The sequence below is a fragment of the Pedobacter sp. NEAU-ZC8 genome (assembly GCF_059278965.1).
This window is the reverse complement of the sequence record NZ_JCAJXC010000001.1, coordinates 311,689-329,228: the sequence shown is the minus strand read 5'-3', so window position 1 is coordinate 329,228 and position 17,540 is coordinate 311,689. Positions and strand designations below refer to the sequence as shown.

18 protein-coding genes and 1 tRNA gene are annotated in these 17,540 nt (G+C 43.4%); 5 read left to right on the top strand and 14 right to left on the bottom strand.

Translation table 11 applies throughout. The annotated features are described in order from the left end of the window. Positions 1–54: 54 nt before the first annotated feature. Genes AC5WJX_RS01540 through AC5WJX_RS01530 form a run of 3 tightly spaced genes read right to left on the bottom strand, consistent with a single transcriptional unit; the run spans position 55 to position 2,427 of the window. Positions 55–1,638, bottom strand: coding sequence for a glycoside hydrolase (locus AC5WJX_RS01540; protein ID WP_494483066.1), 1,584 nt, complete (start codon positions 1,636–1,638; stop codon positions 55–57). Positions 1,639–1,675: 37 nt separating this feature from the next. Further along, positions 1,676–2,140: a DinB family protein gene (locus tag AC5WJX_RS01535; protein WP_494483065.1), complete on the bottom strand. Its 465-nt coding sequence runs from the start codon at positions 2,138–2,140 to the stop codon at positions 1,676–1,678. Positions 2,141–2,169: 29 nt separating this feature from the next. After that, complete coding sequence (locus tag AC5WJX_RS01530; RefSeq protein ID WP_494483096.1) at positions 2,170–2,427, bottom strand: aldo/keto reductase; 258 nt, start codon at positions 2,425–2,427, stop codon at positions 2,170–2,172. Between the two features lie 418 nt (positions 2,428–2,845). On the opposite strand from AC5WJX_RS01530, the gene AC5WJX_RS01525 reads away from it, so the two are divergent. Continuing rightward, positions 2,846–3,868: an LLM class flavin-dependent oxidoreductase gene (locus tag AC5WJX_RS01525; RefSeq protein WP_494483064.1), complete on the top strand. Its 1,023-nt coding sequence runs from the start codon at positions 2,846–2,848 to the stop codon at positions 3,866–3,868. A 431-nt stretch (positions 3,869–4,299) separates the two neighbouring features. On the opposite strand, the gene AC5WJX_RS01520 is transcribed toward AC5WJX_RS01525, so the two are convergent. After that, the gene (locus tag AC5WJX_RS01520) at positions 4,300–5,052 is read right to left on the bottom strand and encodes an AraC family transcriptional regulator (RefSeq protein ID WP_494483063.1); all 753 of its coding nucleotides are present in this window, start codon (positions 5,050–5,052) and stop codon (positions 4,300–4,302) included. A 174-nt stretch (positions 5,053–5,226) separates the two neighbouring features. Beyond that, complete coding sequence (locus tag AC5WJX_RS01515) at positions 5,227–6,039, bottom strand: oxidoreductase (RefSeq protein WP_494483062.1); 813 nt, start codon at positions 6,037–6,039, stop codon at positions 5,227–5,229. 214 nt (positions 6,040–6,253) lie between these two features. On the opposite strand from AC5WJX_RS01515, the gene AC5WJX_RS01510 reads away from it, so the two are divergent. After that, positions 6,254–6,718 (top strand): YciI family protein, encoded by a 465-nt coding sequence (locus AC5WJX_RS01510; RefSeq protein ID WP_494483061.1) that lies wholly within the window; start codon positions 6,254–6,256, stop codon positions 6,716–6,718. 75 nt (positions 6,719–6,793) lie between these two features. Here the strand turns inward: AC5WJX_RS01510 and AC5WJX_RS01505 are convergent, their stop codons facing one another. The 5 genes from AC5WJX_RS01505 to AC5WJX_RS01485 all read right to left on the bottom strand — a co-directional run bounded on the left by AC5WJX_RS01505 (position 6,794) and on the right by AC5WJX_RS01485 (position 11,652). Beyond that, positions 6,794–7,717 (bottom strand): helix-turn-helix domain-containing protein, encoded by a 924-nt coding sequence (locus tag AC5WJX_RS01505; protein ID WP_494483060.1) that lies wholly within the window; start codon positions 7,715–7,717, stop codon positions 6,794–6,796. Positions 7,718–7,868: 151 nt separating this feature from the next. Beyond that, positions 7,869–8,723 (bottom strand): SDR family NAD(P)-dependent oxidoreductase, encoded by an 855-nt coding sequence (locus tag AC5WJX_RS01500; protein WP_494483059.1) that lies wholly within the window; start codon positions 8,721–8,723, stop codon positions 7,869–7,871. Positions 8,724–9,021: 298 nt separating this feature from the next. Next, positions 9,022–9,666: a response regulator gene (locus AC5WJX_RS01495; RefSeq protein ID WP_494483058.1), complete on the bottom strand. Its 645-nt coding sequence runs from the start codon at positions 9,664–9,666 to the stop codon at positions 9,022–9,024. A gap of 29 nt (positions 9,667–9,695) precedes the next feature. Further along, the gene (locus AC5WJX_RS01490) at positions 9,696–10,460 is read right to left on the bottom strand and encodes a sensor histidine kinase (protein ID WP_494483057.1); all 765 of its coding nucleotides are present in this window, start codon (positions 10,458–10,460) and stop codon (positions 9,696–9,698) included. 610 nt (positions 10,461–11,070) lie between these two features. Further along, the gene (locus AC5WJX_RS01485) at positions 11,071–11,652 is read right to left on the bottom strand and encodes a hypothetical protein (RefSeq protein WP_494483056.1); all 582 of its coding nucleotides are present in this window, start codon (positions 11,650–11,652) and stop codon (positions 11,071–11,073) included. Positions 11,653–11,879: 227 nt separating this feature from the next. Here AC5WJX_RS01485 and AC5WJX_RS01480 point away from each other — a divergent pair, with 227 nt between their 5' ends. Next, entirely contained in the window at positions 11,880–12,668 is a 789-nt protein-coding gene (locus AC5WJX_RS01480; protein WP_494483055.1) for a DUF3575 domain-containing protein, read from the top strand. An 86-nt stretch (positions 12,669–12,754) separates the two neighbouring features. Beyond that, on the top strand, positions 12,755–14,185 hold the full coding sequence (locus AC5WJX_RS01475) for a YfaP family protein (protein ID WP_494483054.1): 1,431 nt from the start codon (positions 12,755–12,757) through the stop codon (positions 14,183–14,185). Positions 14,186–14,492: 307 nt separating this feature from the next. On the opposite strand, the gene AC5WJX_RS01470 is transcribed toward AC5WJX_RS01475, so the two are convergent. Further along, a tRNA-His gene (locus tag AC5WJX_RS01470) sits at positions 14,493–14,569 on the bottom strand. Between the two features lie 227 nt (positions 14,570–14,796). On the opposite strand from AC5WJX_RS01470, the gene rnhA reads away from it, so the two are divergent. Beyond that, a complete protein-coding gene (gene rnhA, locus AC5WJX_RS01465) occupies positions 14,797–15,270 on the top strand; it encodes a ribonuclease HI (protein ID WP_494483053.1) in 474 nt (157 codons plus the stop codon). 6 nt (positions 15,271–15,276) lie between these two features. Here the strand turns inward: rnhA and fbp are convergent, their stop codons facing one another. Genes fbp through AC5WJX_RS01450 form a run of 3 tightly spaced genes read right to left on the bottom strand, consistent with a single transcriptional unit; the run spans position 15,277 to position 17,540 of the window. Continuing rightward, entirely contained in the window at positions 15,277–16,311 is a 1,035-nt protein-coding gene (fbp, locus tag AC5WJX_RS01460) for a class 1 fructose-bisphosphatase (protein ID WP_494483052.1), read from the bottom strand. 22 nt (positions 16,312–16,333) lie between these two features. Next, positions 16,334–16,825: a metallophosphoesterase family protein gene (locus AC5WJX_RS01455; protein WP_494483051.1), complete on the bottom strand. Its 492-nt coding sequence runs from the start codon at positions 16,823–16,825 to the stop codon at positions 16,334–16,336. A gap of 10 nt (positions 16,826–16,835) precedes the next feature. After that, the gene (locus AC5WJX_RS01450; protein ID WP_494483050.1) at positions 16,836–17,540 is read right to left on the bottom strand and encodes a tRNA1(Val) (adenine(37)-N6)-methyltransferase; all 705 of its coding nucleotides are present in this window, start codon (positions 17,538–17,540) and stop codon (positions 16,836–16,838) included.

Below are 17,540 nucleotides of genomic sequence, written 5' to 3'. Positions count from 1 at the left end.
AATTTACAAATATTATCCTGCCAGCGAAAAAAACATTATAGAAGGTCACTGTTCTTAATTCATAGTAATGGTTGTCACAGAACGTGGCGCCAAGCTGAACGCTCCACTAAACTTCTGCTCCGCTGATGGTCTCAGATTAGCATTTACGTCAGCTGTCGTCACGTAAGTACGGTAGCTTTTAATCCCTTTAAAGTTCTTCAACTCCGGGAGGATCGTCCTTGGCTGATCCGTGTAGTTTACCAGTACCATAACCAGCTTATCAGCTCCGCCACTGAAAGCAGAAACCATTACATCCTGAGCAACTTCAACGGCATCACGTCCATCATTCCTGCTCGTCGTTAGACGCGTCATACCAGGGCGCACGAACAGACTGTAGTTCCCCATAGCCCAAAGATTTTTGGTGATGCTAAATTCACCATCTGTATACTCCGGATTAGCCGGATCTAAAGCAAGCAGATAGTAACGCGTGTCCCATTCAGCACTGCCTGGTTCCCACACATTCCAAAGCTGCCATGCTGCAGCATTACCAACCGTGAGATCCTGATTGATGATTTTTGCCAGAAATAATGCACAATCCATCTGTGTACGTTTTGCTTTCGTCCCCTCCCTAAATCCATCCCCTAACATGGAGTATTCCGACTGCCAGTATTCAAGTCCATATTTGGCTGCAGTGTCTGCTAAATGCTTGCGCACCGCCACCATACTACTGTCTCCATTATCCGTAAAGTAGCTATGGCCCGCAATTATGCGAGGTACATGTTTGACGTTTTGAAGACTGTATTTACTTTGCTCCCCGAAAAATTCCTGAATCTGGTTTGAAGCAGCAGATGTTCCACTATATAGGTAGGTAAGCATGCCTGCCTCCGGGGTCAGGATTTGAGCGCTTAGCTGTTTCTTTTGCAGAGAGGCATCCAAGGCACCTACAACTTGATGTATATCGGCATTGCTCCAGGGACTACCTTCCTGGCTGGCCTCACCAGGTTTGTTAGACCAGTCCCATTGCGGTTCATTTACAGGACTGATGTATTTGAAGTGTAGCCCCTGCTGATCGAAGTGTTTGAGCACTTCCGTCAGGAAATCAGCATAGTCGTCGTACTTGTCGGGTTTCAGATTCGTGGTATAATCTTTTTCGGTTTTGAAACCAAGTCCGTTCTTTGTAAACTGGACCGGAGGCGTATTCGAAAAAGCAATCAGGTTTTCCACGCCATAGTCCTGTGCCTTCTTAACAAACCAGATGTAGCCAGACTGTTTGTTCCAGTCATAGGCTCCATCAGGTGCAAAAAAGGATTCCACCCGCTTACGAAAATCCTTAATGCCACTGCTGTCGCCCTGTTCTGCCGTACCACCACCGATGTTGAAGCGCCATGCGGATAAACCAATGCCTTTGAAGCTGCCATCGGCGGCCTGCGCTTTGCTAAAAAGCAATTCAGCCATTCTTTCGCGTTTTTCAAGCGGCCAGTATTTACCCACTCCCTCAGAAAACCAGCAGCCAGACGCACCAAAGTTGTGGATGGTTTGCGCCTTGTTATTGGCGTCGATGGAGATCACCAGGGTCTTATCCGACCGGCTTTGACCATTGGAGCCGAGGGAGAAAAGCAATAGCATGGAAAGCGATAAGTATAGGTTAAAGTTTTTCATCTATGGGGATTTTCAACACCCAATATAATTAAAAACCTCATACATGTAGATCAATATCCAGCAATCGTCTGTGGTAATTAACCTGTCCAAGATGATAATTTAAATGCGTGGCAAGATGGACCAGAAAGTACTCGGTGGTCATTTTGTAATCAAACACTTGATCAGGGTATTCATCGCTCAGTTGCGCTTCCGTGATGCTCGGTAGTACAGCATCAATCATTTGAATCGTACGATCTAATTCGTTGAGCAGTGCTACCCTTGGGACATTCCTCCGGGAGAACTCCTCAGGTCTGTTTCGAACATAACCTGTGTGCCCCAGAACAGCGCCAATATAGGTGTTCAGGTTGCCAAGAAGATGAAGACAAAGGTTGCCTGTGGCATTGGAGATATTATTATCTACACGCCACAGGTTTTCTTCATGATTGTACAAGCTGAGTTCCGCTTTAAGTTTCAGAAGATCCCGCTTGAATATCAAAGTCAAAGTATCAGTAAGCATCGCCATATTTCTGGTAAATTAACAATTGTTAAATCCTATTCAAACCCAAGGACCGGATGTGGCTGATAAAGTTCTTCCAATCTTTGAATATCCGCTGCTGATAATTCAACCGATAATGCTGCTACAGCATCTTCCAGGTGACCAGGCTTGCTTGCACCAATGATCGGTGCTGTTGTTACGGCAGACTTGCTCAGCAACCAGGCCAGTGCAACCTGTGCATTTGGCAAGTCCCTTCCATCGGCTACTTCAGTCAACCTTTCTACAATTGCAAAATCAGCGTCCGCGCCGTACAGTTTTTTGCCAAAAGCATCTGTTTTCGCACGTTCCGTTTCGTTCCGCTCCTTGTTTCTTTTACCGGTTTAACAGTCCACGTGCGAGGGGCGACTATGGTATTACTGCAAGCTTCTGATCTACGCAGAAAGGGATCATCTCGCGTTCCCCTTCACGGTAAATCAGGTTATAATATGGCTGCATGAATACACCAAATCTTACATGTTCCATAGCTGGTGTTGTTAATTCTTAATGTTTGTTAAACTTAACAACACCGGCAGGTATCCGTTTGAAAATTCTGCGAAAGCTTAGCAGCAATCGTCCGTTTAAATTGTGGGCATGCCCGAGGTTGGAATTTTTCAAAGGCGTCTGTATGTGTAGCCGCCATACAAACAGGCAGGGTTGTTGGTGCATATAATAAATCATTAGATTTGTAATAGAATGAAGAAAATAGGATTCTTATCATTTGGACACTGGTCCAACCACCCTGCTTATGCAACCCGAACTGCAAGTGACACCTTGCTACAGTCTATAGATCTTGCAGTCGCTGCCGAAGAAATTGGTATAGATGGCGCCTACTTCCGCGTCCATCACTTTGCAGCGCAGCTCGCATCACCCTTCCCTTTATTATCTGCAATCGGTGCAAAGACCAGTAAAATAGAGATTGGTACTGGTGTAATCGATATGCGGTATGAAAATCCCTTGTATATGGTAGAAGATGCCGGCGCAGCCGATTTGATCTCTGGTGGGCGCTTACAACTCGGGGTAAGCCGCGGTTCGCCCGAGCAGGTGATTGATGGCTGGCGTTATTTTGGTTATGAACCTGCAGCGGGACAAAGTGAAGCAGACATGGGCCGTGCAAAAGCACTGGAGTTTTTGGATAAGATATCTGGAAAGGGCTTCGCTAAGCCAAACCCGAATCCAATGTTCCCGAATCCACCGGGTTTGTTACGCCTGGAACCCCATTCAGAAGGATTGCGGGAACGCATCTGGTGGGGCGCGGCAACGAACGCCACGGCCATCTGGGCAGCAGAAAACGGCATGCACCTGCAGAGCTCCACGTTAAAATTTGATGAAAGTGGTAAACCTTTCCATATCCAGCAGGCCGAACAGATCAGGGCTTACAGAGAAGCCTGGAAGAAAGCAGGACATCAAAGGGAAGCCCGGGTGTCGGTGAGCCGTTCCATTTTTGCGCTGGTAACCGATGAGGACCGGTATTATTTTGGACAGCAAGGTAAAGGATCTGATCATTTTGGTTATATAGAACCTGGTACACATGCAGTCTTCGGAAAAAGCTACGCTGCCGAGCCTGATAAGCTGATCGAGGAACTTGCCAAAGATGAGGCGCTGCAAGAAGCAGACACCATCCTGTTAACCATCCCCAACACCATAGGCGTTGAATACAACATACATCTTTTGTCTTCAATATTGGAGCACGTGGCACCTGGACTGGGCTGGCGTTAATTGCCGTTTTGAATGCAGATTAAAACTGCTGTGGGTTCTTTTAGCCCATAGCAGTTTTAATCTGCATTCACTAAGAATCCTCTTCTTACAATACCTTTCAGGCACCCTTACGAAATCTGGAAAGTATAATTGCAGATCTAAATAGTTGAGAGGTATTATTTTGATGGGATCAAAGACTTTTCGGAATCCGATTTTAAGGAAGACCTGAAAAGCATAGAGATCCCTGTATTGGTATTACACGGTGAAGATGATCAGATCGTACCTTCCAAATTAAAGTCATAGAAAAGAGGTCGATATAATTGACCTCTTTTTTTATGATCGTCCGTGTTCAAACCTTGACCTTGCAGTACCAATACTTGCTGACGGAAAACTGCTCCTTTCTCCTTCAGCAGTTTATGCCCGATCATCGTATCGTAACAGGCAAGTTGCTACTATTGTGCTGCTATTTTAGTTGGTGCCTGGCCAAATAATTTTTTAAATGCAAAAGAAAAATGCGACAGATTTTCAAATCCAACCTGAAGATAGACCTCTGAAGGACGTTGATTTTTCTTCGAGATTAAATAGTGGGCTTGCTCCAGGCGCTTGTGCTGTAACCATTTCTCCGGTGTTGTTCCGAATATTCTGGTGAAATCCCGCTTAAATGTCGAAAGACTACGTCCGGTGAGCTTGGCAAAGGAGGAGACCGGAATATTGAATTTGTAGTTATGGTTCATGTAGGCCTCCAGGTCAATCTTATGGTGTTCCTGGAAATCAAACAGGAAATTGTTCAGGATACCACCCGTTTGAAGCAGCAGCTCAATAGCTTCAGAAGTCTTTAGTTCGGCAAGCTTAGCGCTGAGCTTTCCCGGATGATCAATGTAGGGAGTTAAGGAGTCAAAAAAACCTTTTAAAAACACATTTCCAGACAGGTTGATCATGGGTAAACCTTGATAAGCATCTTGTTTGAAAATATGATGCTCCCTGGCGTATTCATGTAGCGCTTTCTGGTCCAGAAACAGGCTAATTAACGCAATTGGCTCCCCATTTTCGCCCAGCGTTTTCTTTTTTCTAAACAGATGATTTCTCCGCATCAAACATATACCACCTGCTTTCATCACAAATGTCCCTTCATTGGTATAGTACTGCGCATCGCCGGAAAGCATTATCCCTAAGGCATGCTCAGGAAAGTAATGTTCCGTACTCATAATATTTTGCTCGCTACGGGAATACACAATGTTATGCTGAAGATTGATGAAATTTTCCAATTATTTTAGTTGAATTGAATGGTCGAATGAACTTAGCAAAATATCCTGAATAAAACCTTGCTCGTACTGTTGAAAACAACCCGGAAAGGGATCAAGATAGGTTATTCCTTTTAATCATTTTGTCTGGCTCATGATCAATTGATCAAACACCCTGTCAGACAAAATGCCCCGCAATAACAATAATGGTTTTGCCATATTACCGCCAGCATATCGAGTTCTCGGCTTGCTTACTTCAATCGCTTTTTTAAACAGTCTTGCAATCACGATGGGCTCCGCGTTATTGGCTTCTGTCCGTCTGAAGCTTTTCTCTGCCCCTTTTGCCATGTCTTTATATGCAGCGTTTCCCGAAACACGAACCAGGTTTTCTATAGCGATGTCGCCCCATTCTGATTTTACACCACCCGGTTCGATAACGATTACATCTATACCGAATGGCTTTACTTCCATCCGGAGGGAGTCACTTAATCCCTCAATAGCAAATTTGCTGGCATGATACCAACCACCCAAAGGCAAAGCAATCTTACCACCTACTGAGGAGATGTTTATGATCTTGCCGTAGCTGTTTTGCCGCATTTTTGGTAAAACCAATTGGGTCAAATGCATGGCACCAAACACGTTTACTTCCATCTGGTATTTTGCATCTTGTTTGCTTACCTCTTCAATGGCGCCTTCAGAACCGAAGCCTGCATTGTTTACGAGAATGTCGATGCCGCCGGCCTCCTGAAATATCTGTTCGAGACAAGCCTCCACACTTTTGTCTTCTGTAATATCTAATGCAATGGGTTTAATACCATAAGCTTTAAGCTCTGCCAATTTCTCAACCCTGCGGGCAGCACCATAAACATTATAGCCGTTTTCTGCTAAGTAAATTGCGGTTGCTCTACCAATTCCGGCCGAAGCACCTGTGATTAAAACTGTCTTTTTCATCTTTGCGAATTTTGTATTACAAAGCTATCCCGTTCACAGTTGCTGTGTTTTGTTGAAAGGACCAAATTCTTTTGTTGAAAGGCTTAATGCTTATAACGAGCAGAATTGGTCGAGCATAATGAAGCGCAAAGAATGGATTAATATCGTTTGAAGATAAGCCTTTAGGAAGGTTTAAACCGATTATTATCTACCTTTAGGTTAAACAAACAGCAATATGAAAATTACATGTATTGTCACAATCCTCGCGCTGCTATCAATAGCTTCAAAAGCGCAAACGCAGGGAATAAACAAAAACTATAATGCACAATTGGCTAAGGCGCTGAATGCAGATGATTATGGGATGAAGAAATATGTACTCGTTATCCTAAAAACCGGGAGCAAATCAGACCTGCCGAAAGCAACCAGGGACAGCATTTTCCGGGGCCATATGGCAAATATCAACCGGTTGGCTGATGCCGGCAAATTGATCGTTGCTGGCCCGCTGGACAAAAATGCGCTAAACTATAGGGGTATTTTCATATTCGATGTAGAAGAGATCGAGCAAGCTAAGGCACTGGTCGAAACAGACCCTGTAATAAAAAGTAACCTGATGGCTGCTGAATATCTCAGCTGGTACGGCTCAGCCGCACTGAAAGAAACCCTGAAAATCCATAGTACCATTGAAAAAGTAAAGCCTTAACCGTAGCTAAGGGACGGCGCGACGATGGCAAGGATTCAGATGAAACAATATCGCTTGAAGATGAGCCTTCAGGTGTCAGTTCCGGTTGAACGATCGCCTGAATGCTAAAGGTGAAACATCGGTTTTCGCCTTAAACAGTTTGTTAAACGATTGCGGATGCCCGAAGCCTAAGGCATAAGCAACTTCACTAACCGACAAGGTTGTGGTTGATAGCTTTTCTTTAGCTTTCTCGATGACCTTATCCTGGATAAATTGCTGCGTATTCTGTCCGGTCAATGAACGAAGCAAGTCGCTTAAGTAACTTGGGGAAATATTTAGTCGTTCAGACAGGTAATGTACTGTTGGAATGCCGGATTTCAGCGTTTGCTCCGTATCAAAATACTCGTTTAGAACATCTTCAAGTTTTTGTAGCAAAGTATTGTTCACCACTTTTCTGGTGATAAACTGCCGTTTGTAGAAACGGTTTGCATAATTAAGCAATAACTCGATTTGGGATATGATCACATCCTGGCTAAAGTCATCTATCCTGCTATTCAATTCAACTTCAATATTCTTGAAAATGGAGAGGATTATTTCGCGTTCAGTATCTGAAAGATGTAAGCCTTCATTGGCCGAGTAGGAGAAAAAGCCATATTGCCTGATCTTTTTTGCCAAGGGATAGTTCCATAGGAAGTCGCGGTGGATCAACAAGGTGTACCTGGAACATACCTCCCCATCACTGCTGCTATCATGACCAATAATCTGGTTTGGCGCGGCAAACAATAATCCACCTTCATTGAAATCATAGTACGCCTGCCCATATTTAAGTTTACCGCTGAGGCTTGGCTTGTAAGAAATCTTGTAAAACTTCAATACGTGCGTCCGGGGCAACTTTGAAGTAACCACTTGGCTGCTCGCAGCATCTATCAGGCTGATAAGTGGATGGGCAGGTGCCGGTAAACCAGCTATAGCGTGTATATCAGAGAGTGAATCCATTCCAGCTGGCACTTCTTTTTTCATGATACATTAATTTAGTTCGATGTTACAGCCAGACATACGATATTCCTGAAATTGTATTAGGCCGTACAACGAAGATCCGTCGATTAAAATTAACAAATTGAACTGGCTAATGCATTCCATCAGCCAGCACAATCAGGTTTTTACAGGAAGATTATTTTGTGCTACCTTGAGCCTTCGCAGAGATGGCATCCCATTCCTCCCATACTGCTATCCTTTCTGCATAGGCTTTACGTACAGCTGGCAGGTTATGACTACCTAAATTAAGGCGCAAAGGTGGATTTTCTGAATCCACAACAGCAAAGATTGCTTCCGGCGTTGCATTAGGATCACCCCGTTCCGCTTGAACAAGTCCCTGGAAGAACTCTTCCTTAAAGGCCTTGTAGACATCCATCCCTCCAGCAAATTGTAAAGATTCCTGGCTGCCGAATTCAGTTGCATAAGCACCCGGTTCAATGATGGTCACTTTGATGCCAAAAGCTTGGACTTCTGCTGCCAGACTCTCATAAATAGCTTCGAAAGCCCATTTAGAAGAGCAATAATAACCAATTACGGGTACGGTTACATGGCCGAGATTACTCGATGTCCCAAGGATATGTCCCCCACCCTGCTTACGCAATAAAGGCATTGCGGCCTGGATCACCGATACAGGTCCAAGAATGTTCGTCTCATACAAGTTCCTGATGTCATCTGCAGTCGCTTCTTCTATCGTTCCGATCAATGAATAGCCAGCATTATTCAGCACAATGTCTAACCTACCGAAATGTGCATGCGCTTGCTCGACCGCAGCTTTAACCTGTTCCTTATCGGTTACGTCCAGCGCTAAAGTTAAGACGCTGTCTCCGTATTTTTCCTTCAGATGAGCAATGCTTTCTAGCCGGCGTGCTGTCGCTGCTACTTTGTCCCCGCGCTCGAGTGCTGCCTCGGTCCAAACTTTTCCGAATCCCCGGGAACTGCCGGTGATGAACCAAACTTTTGTTTTGCTTGAATTAGAATCTTGTTGTGCCATTGTCTTTGTTTTTTGTTTACAACACAAACTTCGATAAAGCACACACCGGAAATGTTGCCTAATTGAGGACATCTGTAGCCGGATGAAGAAAATCCTTTTTTGTCATTTGAACATTGGTCCAATCATCCTTCGCCCATTTACTTTTCTAGGTTCTATAATTTGGATTTACACAGTGAGGCTCATTGAGGAGCATTATATATCACCTTGGTACCTGGCGAACACTTGTTACCGGTGGGCTCAACTTACTAATTCCCATTCAGTGTTTTGCGGCTCCTCCACAAAGCGGTGCTCCAAGCATTCACATCAAATTATGTTTTATAGCGTACAATACAAGGCCTATCCTGCTCTTGGCATTCAACTTTTCCAGTAGATTGTCCCGGTAACTATCAACGGTTCTTGGGCTGACACACATGATGTCCGCAATCTCTTTATATGTTCGATCAGTGCACAAGTGGCGTAAGAATTGTCGTTCCCGTTCACTTAGATCACCTTTAATCTTTTGGCCATACTGAACGTCTCCCATTTTGTTAATGGAACTTATTAACCTACTACTAACCATATCATTGAAATAGTATCCTTTCGTAATAACAGCATTGAGCGCCTGCTTCAATTCCTGGGGTCGACAGTTTTTTAACAAATAACCCTTTGCACCACATTTCAGCATTCGAATTACAGCAAATTCATCGTCCATCACGGTTAGTGCGATAACTCTCGAATTGGGGTAGTGTATTTTAAGCCAGTTCGCAGTACTATAACCATCCATTTCAGGCATCGTAATGTCCATCAAAATGATGTCCGGGCAAGTCTCCTCATTTAGTTTATCAATCAACTGCCTGCCATCGTCTGATTCGAAAAGCACTTTGTAGTTGGGAAACGAGTTAATCAGCGATGCTAATCCTTCCCGAACCAAGATATGATCATCAACTAAGCTAATGGTATACATACTGGTGAATTTATAAAGAATTGAACAGTTTAGTAAAGTAAGAAGGCGATTTCGGTACCGTTACCTGGGCTACTTATGACTTTAACTTCAGTATTGATCATAGATGCACGTTTATGTAGGTTTTGGTGTCCAATACCGTTGTTCTGATTTTCTCCGATTTCAAATCCCTTTCCATTGTCACCGATCACGATGCTAAAACCATCTACAATTTTAGCCAGTCGAACATATACATGATTCGCCTCTGCATGCTTGATGATATTGTTTAGTACTTCTTGTGCCATTCGATAAAGAATTATTGTTTTTTCCGCATTCGGTTCCCGAAAGTCAACACCCACATGCATATCTACACTAAACTTGCCCGACTTCTCCAAATGGTGAAGTTCAACTTCTAAAGCTTCCTTTAACCCGACCTTCAATATTTGCTCCGGATTCAGGATTTTACTTAGCGTTCTTAGATCGTTGATGGCCTTCTCAACTAAGTTTGTTGTTGAATCAAGCCGGTCTACATCGGGCGATTTCAACAGGTTTAAATTAAGTGCAACTAAACTTAAGATTTGACCAATATTATCGTGTATTTCATGACTGATGTTCCGTAGCGTTTGTTCCTGTATCTCTAGTTGTGACTTCAATAGTTCCTCGGCAAACTGTATTTTCATCATTTCCTGCTCTCGTTCCAATAGCCGTTTCCTCTTTATAAAGGTTAGAAAAATCAATAAAGCAAATACAACAAGTACCACAATGATCAAGATTGCAAGCACAATTGCTACAACGATATCTCTTTGGAATTTTTCCATAATAGAAAGGACACACACAAGCAGCTATAAAGTATTGGGCTTAAAACCCTCGGTATAATATGATACAGGTATAGGTTAAAAATCCTTAGTTCGTTCTCTTTAATATAGCCATGAAGGGAAAAGCAGATCGACACTGCACTATAGAAAATGAGCAAGCCGGATGCCATCCATAAGCCACTATCCCAAGCTTTCATTTGCACTAAATCACTCGATGTAATATATTGATAAAAGAAGGTACAAGAGAAATAAACTTGCATCAATCCTCCGGATGCAATTAGGTAATAAAAGTAAGAATATTCAGCATCATCGTTGAAGCGGCAAAGGATGCAAATCAAACAGTAAATTGCTGCTAAGCGAATGAATATTCTTCGCTGCTTTTTGCTGGTTGCGTAGTTATAAAATATAAACGCGTAAAAGCAATGTGTTAGAGGATTTAGAATGGAGTAAAGCAAAACCGTATTGCTTGCATACCAGGCAATGATTTCGCTCAAGATCAGAATCACCAAAAAAGGAATGAAATAAACCATAAAAGTATTCTTAAGCCTTGGATAGCTAATAAAAGCTATCGTGAGGCTTAAGAATTCGAAACAGATATGGATCATTTCTAATATCATGGCTTAAGGCTGCCGAGATTGTAGGCCGGCATTGGTTTTTTTGTCTTTGGCACTAGTACCAAGCAATTGTCCCTATATGCTCTTAGAATTACTGTCAGACGAGATGATCTAAGGCCTAGTCTACCTTGCTCAGAGTGGCTGATGTAGTTGTTTTTTACAGCATAGTCTAAGGCCTCTTCCGTATAAAGCCCAAAACACACCCTGACTTCCGCCTTTTTCTTCAGACCACCAACTTTTTTCAGCCAATTCTTTAATTCTTTACCTTTAAATGCTACGGCTTCTGTAAAAGTGTCTTCTAATGTAGTCCTGTCAAGATTTCCCCTTTCGTAATACCAGTTTTCAAATCCAGTTATGCAATGGTCGGCGAAAACTTCGTCAACTTCACAATCCAGAATAGAACCGATTAACTCTTGCTCAGCATCAAAAACGTTAGTCCACGAAGTTGAATCAGCCCGTAAATCTCCCTCGGGTTTCTCTAGAGCAAGTTCCTTTTGATTGTCTTTGCTGCTGCCATTGATGGTGTTACCAGTTGCTAACATCATCACTAATGGTGTCAGGTTTTTTTGTTTTGATTTCATGCTTTTTTTTATTTAATGGTTGGTTGTTATTAAAGATAATCAACCCACCAGACATAAGGGAGACTACACAGAAAATTATATGTATAAAAAGTTAAAAATCAGTGTTTTAACGGATAGACCACCGTTAAAACACTGATTCAAGATTCCGTTGTTAGACCCCCATGTCTCCCCTTACTCCAGGGTAATTTTGGTCTGAATCAAATGCATGATTCACTAAACCATCAATTATGAAAACAAAACGATTATCGGCCCGGCCTCCAATGGTTGTCCTTGCCTGTTTTTTAATGTCAATTACCTTCTCCGTAAGGGCTCAAAATGAACCTGGAGCTTATCCGAGGAACTCCATCAAAATCAACCTATCGTCGCTAGCACTAAAGAACTACAATTTCACCTATGAACGTTCGATCGCACGAAAAATCACGGTGGTTGGTGGCTATCGCTTTATGCCGACATCTAATTTGGGTGGACTTTCAGCAGTGAGGAAGATTCTGGATAAAATCGATGATAGTGATATTGCTGATGATTTAAACAGCATTTCTGCTTCCAATAAAACCTACACCGGGGAAATTAGATTTTATAAAGGTAAACGCGACGGCAATGTAGGACTTTATACAGCCTTGTATGCTAGGTACGCCAAGTTCAACATTGATTATGATTACGACTATTCAACTGATTCCAGAACCTACAATATTCCGCTTCGAAGTGAGCTAAAGGGTTTCGGGGGCGGCATCATGTTCGGTGCCCAATGGCGGATTGCTAAAAGGTTGAACTTCGACTGGTACATCATCGGTGCCCACTACGGTTCTTTGAAAGGGAAAATTAATGGTTCAACAGATTTAAGTTCAATGACCAATGAGGAACGGGCAAACTTGAAAGATGATTTAGAGAGCGACCTTTCCATTGGAGATAAAAGTCTGGTAGAGGTAGATGTTCAGACAAATGGTGTCAAAGGTAAACCTTCTGCCCCTTTTCTGGGGGTTCGCGGACTTGGGTTCAATCTCGGATTTACGTTCTAACTCCACGAAAAGCAATCAAGAGATGCTGTCAATCGTGGAACCTTATTCAATTATTAAAAACCTTTCATTCTCAAAAAAATACAATCATGAAAAATATATTGTTTTTACTACTAGCCCTTAGCATACTATGCGGCTGTAAAAAAGATGGCAAAACTCCAGGTGTTCCTGACGAACCTATCGTTAATGATACCTTAGCGGTAAACTACTATAAACCATCTGTTACAACGGAAACCGATGTACCACAGTTTACAATCAAGAATAATAAGGTGCAGTTTACAGCACTCGGTTCAAACGAAAACGGTCGTCATAAAAAAATTAACCAGATCTATATTTCAGATGCTGATAGTAAAACGGAATGGGTTAGTCTATTGAATGGCCTTAATCAACCGGAGTTCTTTTATGCTGTAAATACCGATACACAAGAAAAGCTGCCTGAGCTCTATTGGATGGAACATAAAGACGGCGGCACGGTAATACTTAGGTACTACAAGTATGATTGGACTAACAGGCTTGGTACGCTGGTTTATGAAGCAGAAGTAGATGTAAACAATGAAGTCCGGGTTTTATTCGACAACACCGTTAACGCATCTGCCCCGAATACTACATCGTCGCTACGGACTTCTAGAAGCGCTGGAACTGCTGTGCGTTCTGGCGAAAAATCTGCTTTTTCTCCGAAGTCCTTTCCGAGTCCGGTACTGGCATTTGAAAGGTTCAGCAGCACAGATGATGATACATCCGTTGATGTCGATATCAATGATTTTATGGCCGAATTAAAAGAGTTAAAGGAGCAAGGCATAAAGGCGTCATGTACTGTAAGTTCACTCCTGAATACGCCAGATCGCGGTTTGGTATGCAAACTAGCGGACGTGCTCGACCGTTACGTTAACGCGCAATTGTTTAACGAAGTAGCCCGCCTCGATGAACAGCAGAGGAGCAGCGATCTATTCGACTTCCAGGGTGATGATACAGACTATAGTGTACAAAGCTTTATCGATTTTGAAGGTCTATCCAATCTCGGTGAGAGGCATTTCAATTCGATCAGATCAGCTATCCCTGATATCGGATCGTTCAGAGATTGGTTCACATCATTGCTAGCAACTTCAAATGCAACGGTCGATGATCTGGATGATTTAAGTGATTCAAATGGCGTAATTCAGGTTGGATTGAGCTGGGATACCGACCAGACTGATATTGACTTGCATGTAACAGATCCAAGTGGAGAAGAGATATTCTTTAGCCATCCAAATTCCGCCTCTGGTGGCTATCTAGATCGTGATGACACAGACGGCTTTGGACCAGAGAACATCTATTGGATCAATGATATCCCAGACGGCACCTATAAAGTTCATGTGGTTTACTATGGACCTTCAACTGGCCCAGCTACCAATTACACAGTCAAAGTGATCAATGGATTAGGTGTTTCAAGGAACTTTACTGGAAGCTTAGGTTTTGATGTTCGGAATGCCGTTCCTGTTACCTCATTCACCAAACGCGGCAATCAGCTTACATTCAATTAGTCTAGCCTTATCAGAATTTTATTACTTAAGCTTACAGTTGAAAAAATCAAAAGAACTGTCTCGATGATCATTGTTACTTAATGTATGATCGTTGAGATAGTTTTTTAGACTTTTTAGCTCTTTACCAAGGCATCCGGAAAAGAAGACTTCTTCAACTTCGAGCCAGATTAAAGTTTAGAAAATAGAAAACGCTCTTGTCGACAATTTTATCATAGAAAGAATGTAATCATTAAATTGCCGAATAGTCCAACTAAGCCTATGAATAACTTCAAAAAAAAAGCAGCCCATCTGGACTGCTTTCAAAAACTGGGGTGGAATATGGGGCTCGAACCCACGACCCTCGGTACCACAAACCGATGCTCTAACCAACTGAGCTAAAACCACCATGTTTTACGATGACAAAAGTACGATTTATAATATTGGAAGCAAATTTATTTAAACTTTCTCCCTCAACTTTCTGATAACCCAATCAACATCAAACAATTAAATTTCAGCCATTGGCTGGAATATGGTGCTCTAACCCAACCAGCAGATACGAATAACGACTAAAACGTCCATTAATCCACACCAGTATCCGTTTTCAAACCAGAAAACTTACCTTTGCCCCTTCTATGATCGAAATCTTCACAGATGGCGCAGCAAGCGGAAACCCCGGACCAGGTGGTTACGGTGTAATCCTGCGCTCCGGAAAACACTACAAGGAATTAAGCGGCGGCTTCCGCATGACCACTAACAACCGCATGGAACTACTCGCCGTGATTGAAGGCCTAAAAGCCATCAAGACACCAGGCGCACAAGTGATGGTCACCTCTGACTCCAAGTACGTGATCGATTCTATAGAAAAGAAGTGGGTATTCGGCTGGGCAAAAACCGGCTTCAAAGGCAAAAAGAATAAAGACCTTTGGATGCAGTTCCTCAACATATACAAGCTTCATCAGGTTGCCTTTACCTGGATCAAAGGGCATAACCTGCACCCGGAAAACGAACGCTGCGACCAGCTGGCAGTCGCAGCATCAAAAAACCGTGCAGCATGGCAGATTGACGCTGCCTTCGAAGCGGAGCGCAACGCCTCTACCCTACTTTAAACACGCTTAACCTACTTTAACTTTCAGACCGCTTACTGCCTTGTCCTCTGCAAGGAATCCTTCCACCATCTCCACCATTTCTTTAGAGCCGATGTAAATGGAGGTGCGCTGGTGCAGATCCTTCGGTTCAATGTCCACGATCCGGCGGAAACCGTCTGAGGCCTTTCCTCCAGCTTGCTCCACAATGAAAGCCATCGGATTGCATTCATACATCAACCGCAGCTTTCCATCCTGCGAACAGGTCGTCGTTGGATAGATGTAAATACCCCCCTTAATCAAATTCCGGTGGATGTCGGCCACCATAGAGCCGATGTATCTTGCAGTATAAGGCCGGTTGGTTGCCTGATCTGTACTTTGTGCATAATGCAGGTATTTCTTTACCCCCTCAGGGAAGTTCATATAGTTCCCTTCATTGATGGAGTAGATCTTACCATTGGCAGGAATCTTCATGTCCGGGTGCGAGAGGCAAAATTCCCCGATTGAAGGGTCCAGCGTAAAGCCGTTTACCCCCTTACCGGTGGTGTACACCAGCATCGTTGATGATCCGTAAACAACATAGCCCGCAGCAACCTGCTCCGTGCCCCTTTGCAGTACGTCCGCAAGCGTGGCCTTACCCTCAACAGATTTCCGCCTTAGCACAGAAAAAACGGTACCTACCCCCACGTTACAGTCGATGTTCGAGGAACCATCAAGTGGGTCGATACAAACAATGTATTTAGCATCCACCGATACCGGTGAATCAATAGCAATAAACTCATCCTCTTCTTCAGATCCAACAATGCAGCATTCGCCGCCGCAGGTCAGGGCCGCAATGAACTGGGTATTCGCAAACACATCCAGCTTCTTCTGCTCCTCCCCCTGGACGTTCACAGACCCGACGTCGCCCAGAATATCCACCAGTCCGGCTTTATTCACCTCCCGGTTTACAATTTTAGCTGCAATTCCAATGTCGCGCAGCAACCTGGATAATTCCCCTTTTGCATACGGGAAGTCGGCCTGTTTTTCAAGAATGAACTGGCCCAATGTTTTAATGCCTGCCATGATACTTAGTGTAAAGTGTACGTTATCTTTTACCTAACTCTATTACTTCTAAGTTATCAATTTTGTCGAAAGAAATGCTAAAACGAACTAATGTTCTTACTTTATGCCAGCCCGATTTACCTGCTGATCCGGGATTTATATGCAGACAGTTGATTTTTGGATCGAACATAACCTTCAATATGTGCGAATGTCCAGTAATGAATAGCTTTGGTGGCTTAGTGTAAATTTCTGGCCTTACTTGTTGCGCATATTTTCCCGGATAACCACCAATATGCGTCATCCAGATATCCATATCTTCACACATGAACCGGTTATGCTCCGGGAACTCCAGGCGGATGTCCTTGTCATCAATATTCCCCCATACACCTCTTAATGGTTTGAAAGCCGCTAATGGGGCTGCTACATCTGCACCAAAATCGCCCGCATGCCAGACCTCATCACATTCCTCGAAATGTTTAAATACTGCTTCATCCAGATACCCGTGGGTATCAGATATCAATCCAATTCGCTTCAAAATAGTAGATTTAAAATGCCAGAAAAAAGTCCTTCAGCAAACTTATGTAAGCATCCGTGTACACGCCCTGCGCAGCGTAAATATAGAAATCATCATGCACCGGCGCCACATTAGCGAAACTGAAACAAATCACCTGCCGGATCTCTGGTTTACTTTCATCGGAATGCACATGGATGATCCGCTTTGGAAACAACTTGTACAATACCGCCTGTACCACCAGTTCCTCGGCTTGTTTAACGGGTAAGATCAGCCAGCATTCACCAGAAGGTTTTAGTAGCATGGAAACCTTCCGGATCAAACCATTGAAAAAATCTTCATCGGCATGGCGCGCCAGTCGCTTTCGTGCTTCGGGATTTTTTAGATCGTTTACAAAAAATGGTGGATTGGAAATGATCAAATCATATCCAAAATCACTTTCATAGCTTAAGATGTCCCCGGTATGAACACTGAGCCTTGAAGCAAAGGGCGATGAAGCGAAATTCCTGGCAGCTGTAGCAGCGGCAGCAGGATCAATCTCTATGGCATCCACAGCAGCAGCAGGAAGTCGCTGTGCAAGCATCATGGCGATCACACCAGTTCCGGTGCCAACGTCCAGTACACGCGAGGCCGCATCAGCAGTAACGATCCCGCCAATCAGTACACCGTCAGTATTGATCTTCATCGCACAGCCGGTCTGATCGACCTCAAAAGCTTTAAAACGGAACACATTGCCCAT

Coding starts and splice junctions, on each gene's coding strand:
- AC5WJX_RS01520 (WP_494483063.1), bottom strand. CDS start 5,052: ATGAGTACGGAACATTACTTTCCTGAGCATGCCTTAGGGATAATGCTT.
- AC5WJX_RS01495 (WP_494483058.1), bottom strand. CDS start 9,666: ATGTATACCATTAGCTTAGTTGATGATCATATCTTGGTTCGGGAAGGA.
- AC5WJX_RS01485 (WP_494483056.1), bottom strand. CDS start 11,652: ATGAAATCAAAACAAAAAAACCTGACACCATTAGTGATGATGTTAGCA.
- AC5WJX_RS01510 (WP_494483061.1), top strand. CDS start 6,254: ATGAAAATTACATGTATTGTCACAATCCTCGCGCTGCTATCAATAGCT.
- AC5WJX_RS01500 (WP_494483059.1), bottom strand. CDS start 8,723: ATGGCACAACAAGATTCTAATTCAAGCAAAACAAAAGTTTGGTTCATC.
- AC5WJX_RS01480 (WP_494483055.1), top strand. CDS start 11,880: ATGAAAACAAAACGATTATCGGCCCGGCCTCCAATGGTTGTCCTTGCC.
- AC5WJX_RS01525 (WP_494483064.1), top strand. CDS start 2,846: ATGAAGAAAATAGGATTCTTATCATTTGGACACTGGTCCAACCACCCT.
- AC5WJX_RS01490 (WP_494483057.1), bottom strand. CDS start 10,460: ATGGAAAAATTCCAAAGAGATATCGTTGTAGCAATTGTGCTTGCAATC.
- fbp (WP_494483052.1), bottom strand. CDS start 16,311: ATGGCAGGCATTAAAACATTGGGCCAGTTCATTCTTGAAAAACAGGCC.
- AC5WJX_RS01540 (WP_494483066.1), bottom strand. CDS start 1,638: ATGAAAAACTTTAACCTATACTTATCGCTTTCCATGCTATTGCTTTTC.
- AC5WJX_RS01450 (WP_494483050.1), bottom strand. CDS start 17,540: ATGGGCAATGTGTTCCGTTTTAAAGCTTTTGAGGTCGATCAGACCGGC.
- AC5WJX_RS01515 (WP_494483062.1), bottom strand. CDS start 6,039: ATGAAAAAGACAGTTTTAATCACAGGTGCTTCGGCCGGAATTGGTAGA.
- AC5WJX_RS01535 (WP_494483065.1), bottom strand. CDS start 2,140: ATGGCGATGCTTACTGATACTTTGACTTTGATATTCAAGCGGGATCTT.
- AC5WJX_RS01505 (WP_494483060.1), bottom strand. CDS start 7,717: ATGAAAAAAGAAGTGCCAGCTGGAATGGATTCACTCTCTGATATACAC.
- rnhA (WP_494483053.1), top strand. CDS start 14,797: ATGATCGAAATCTTCACAGATGGCGCAGCAAGCGGAAACCCCGGACCA.
- AC5WJX_RS01475 (WP_494483054.1), top strand. CDS start 12,755: ATGAAAAATATATTGTTTTTACTACTAGCCCTTAGCATACTATGCGGC.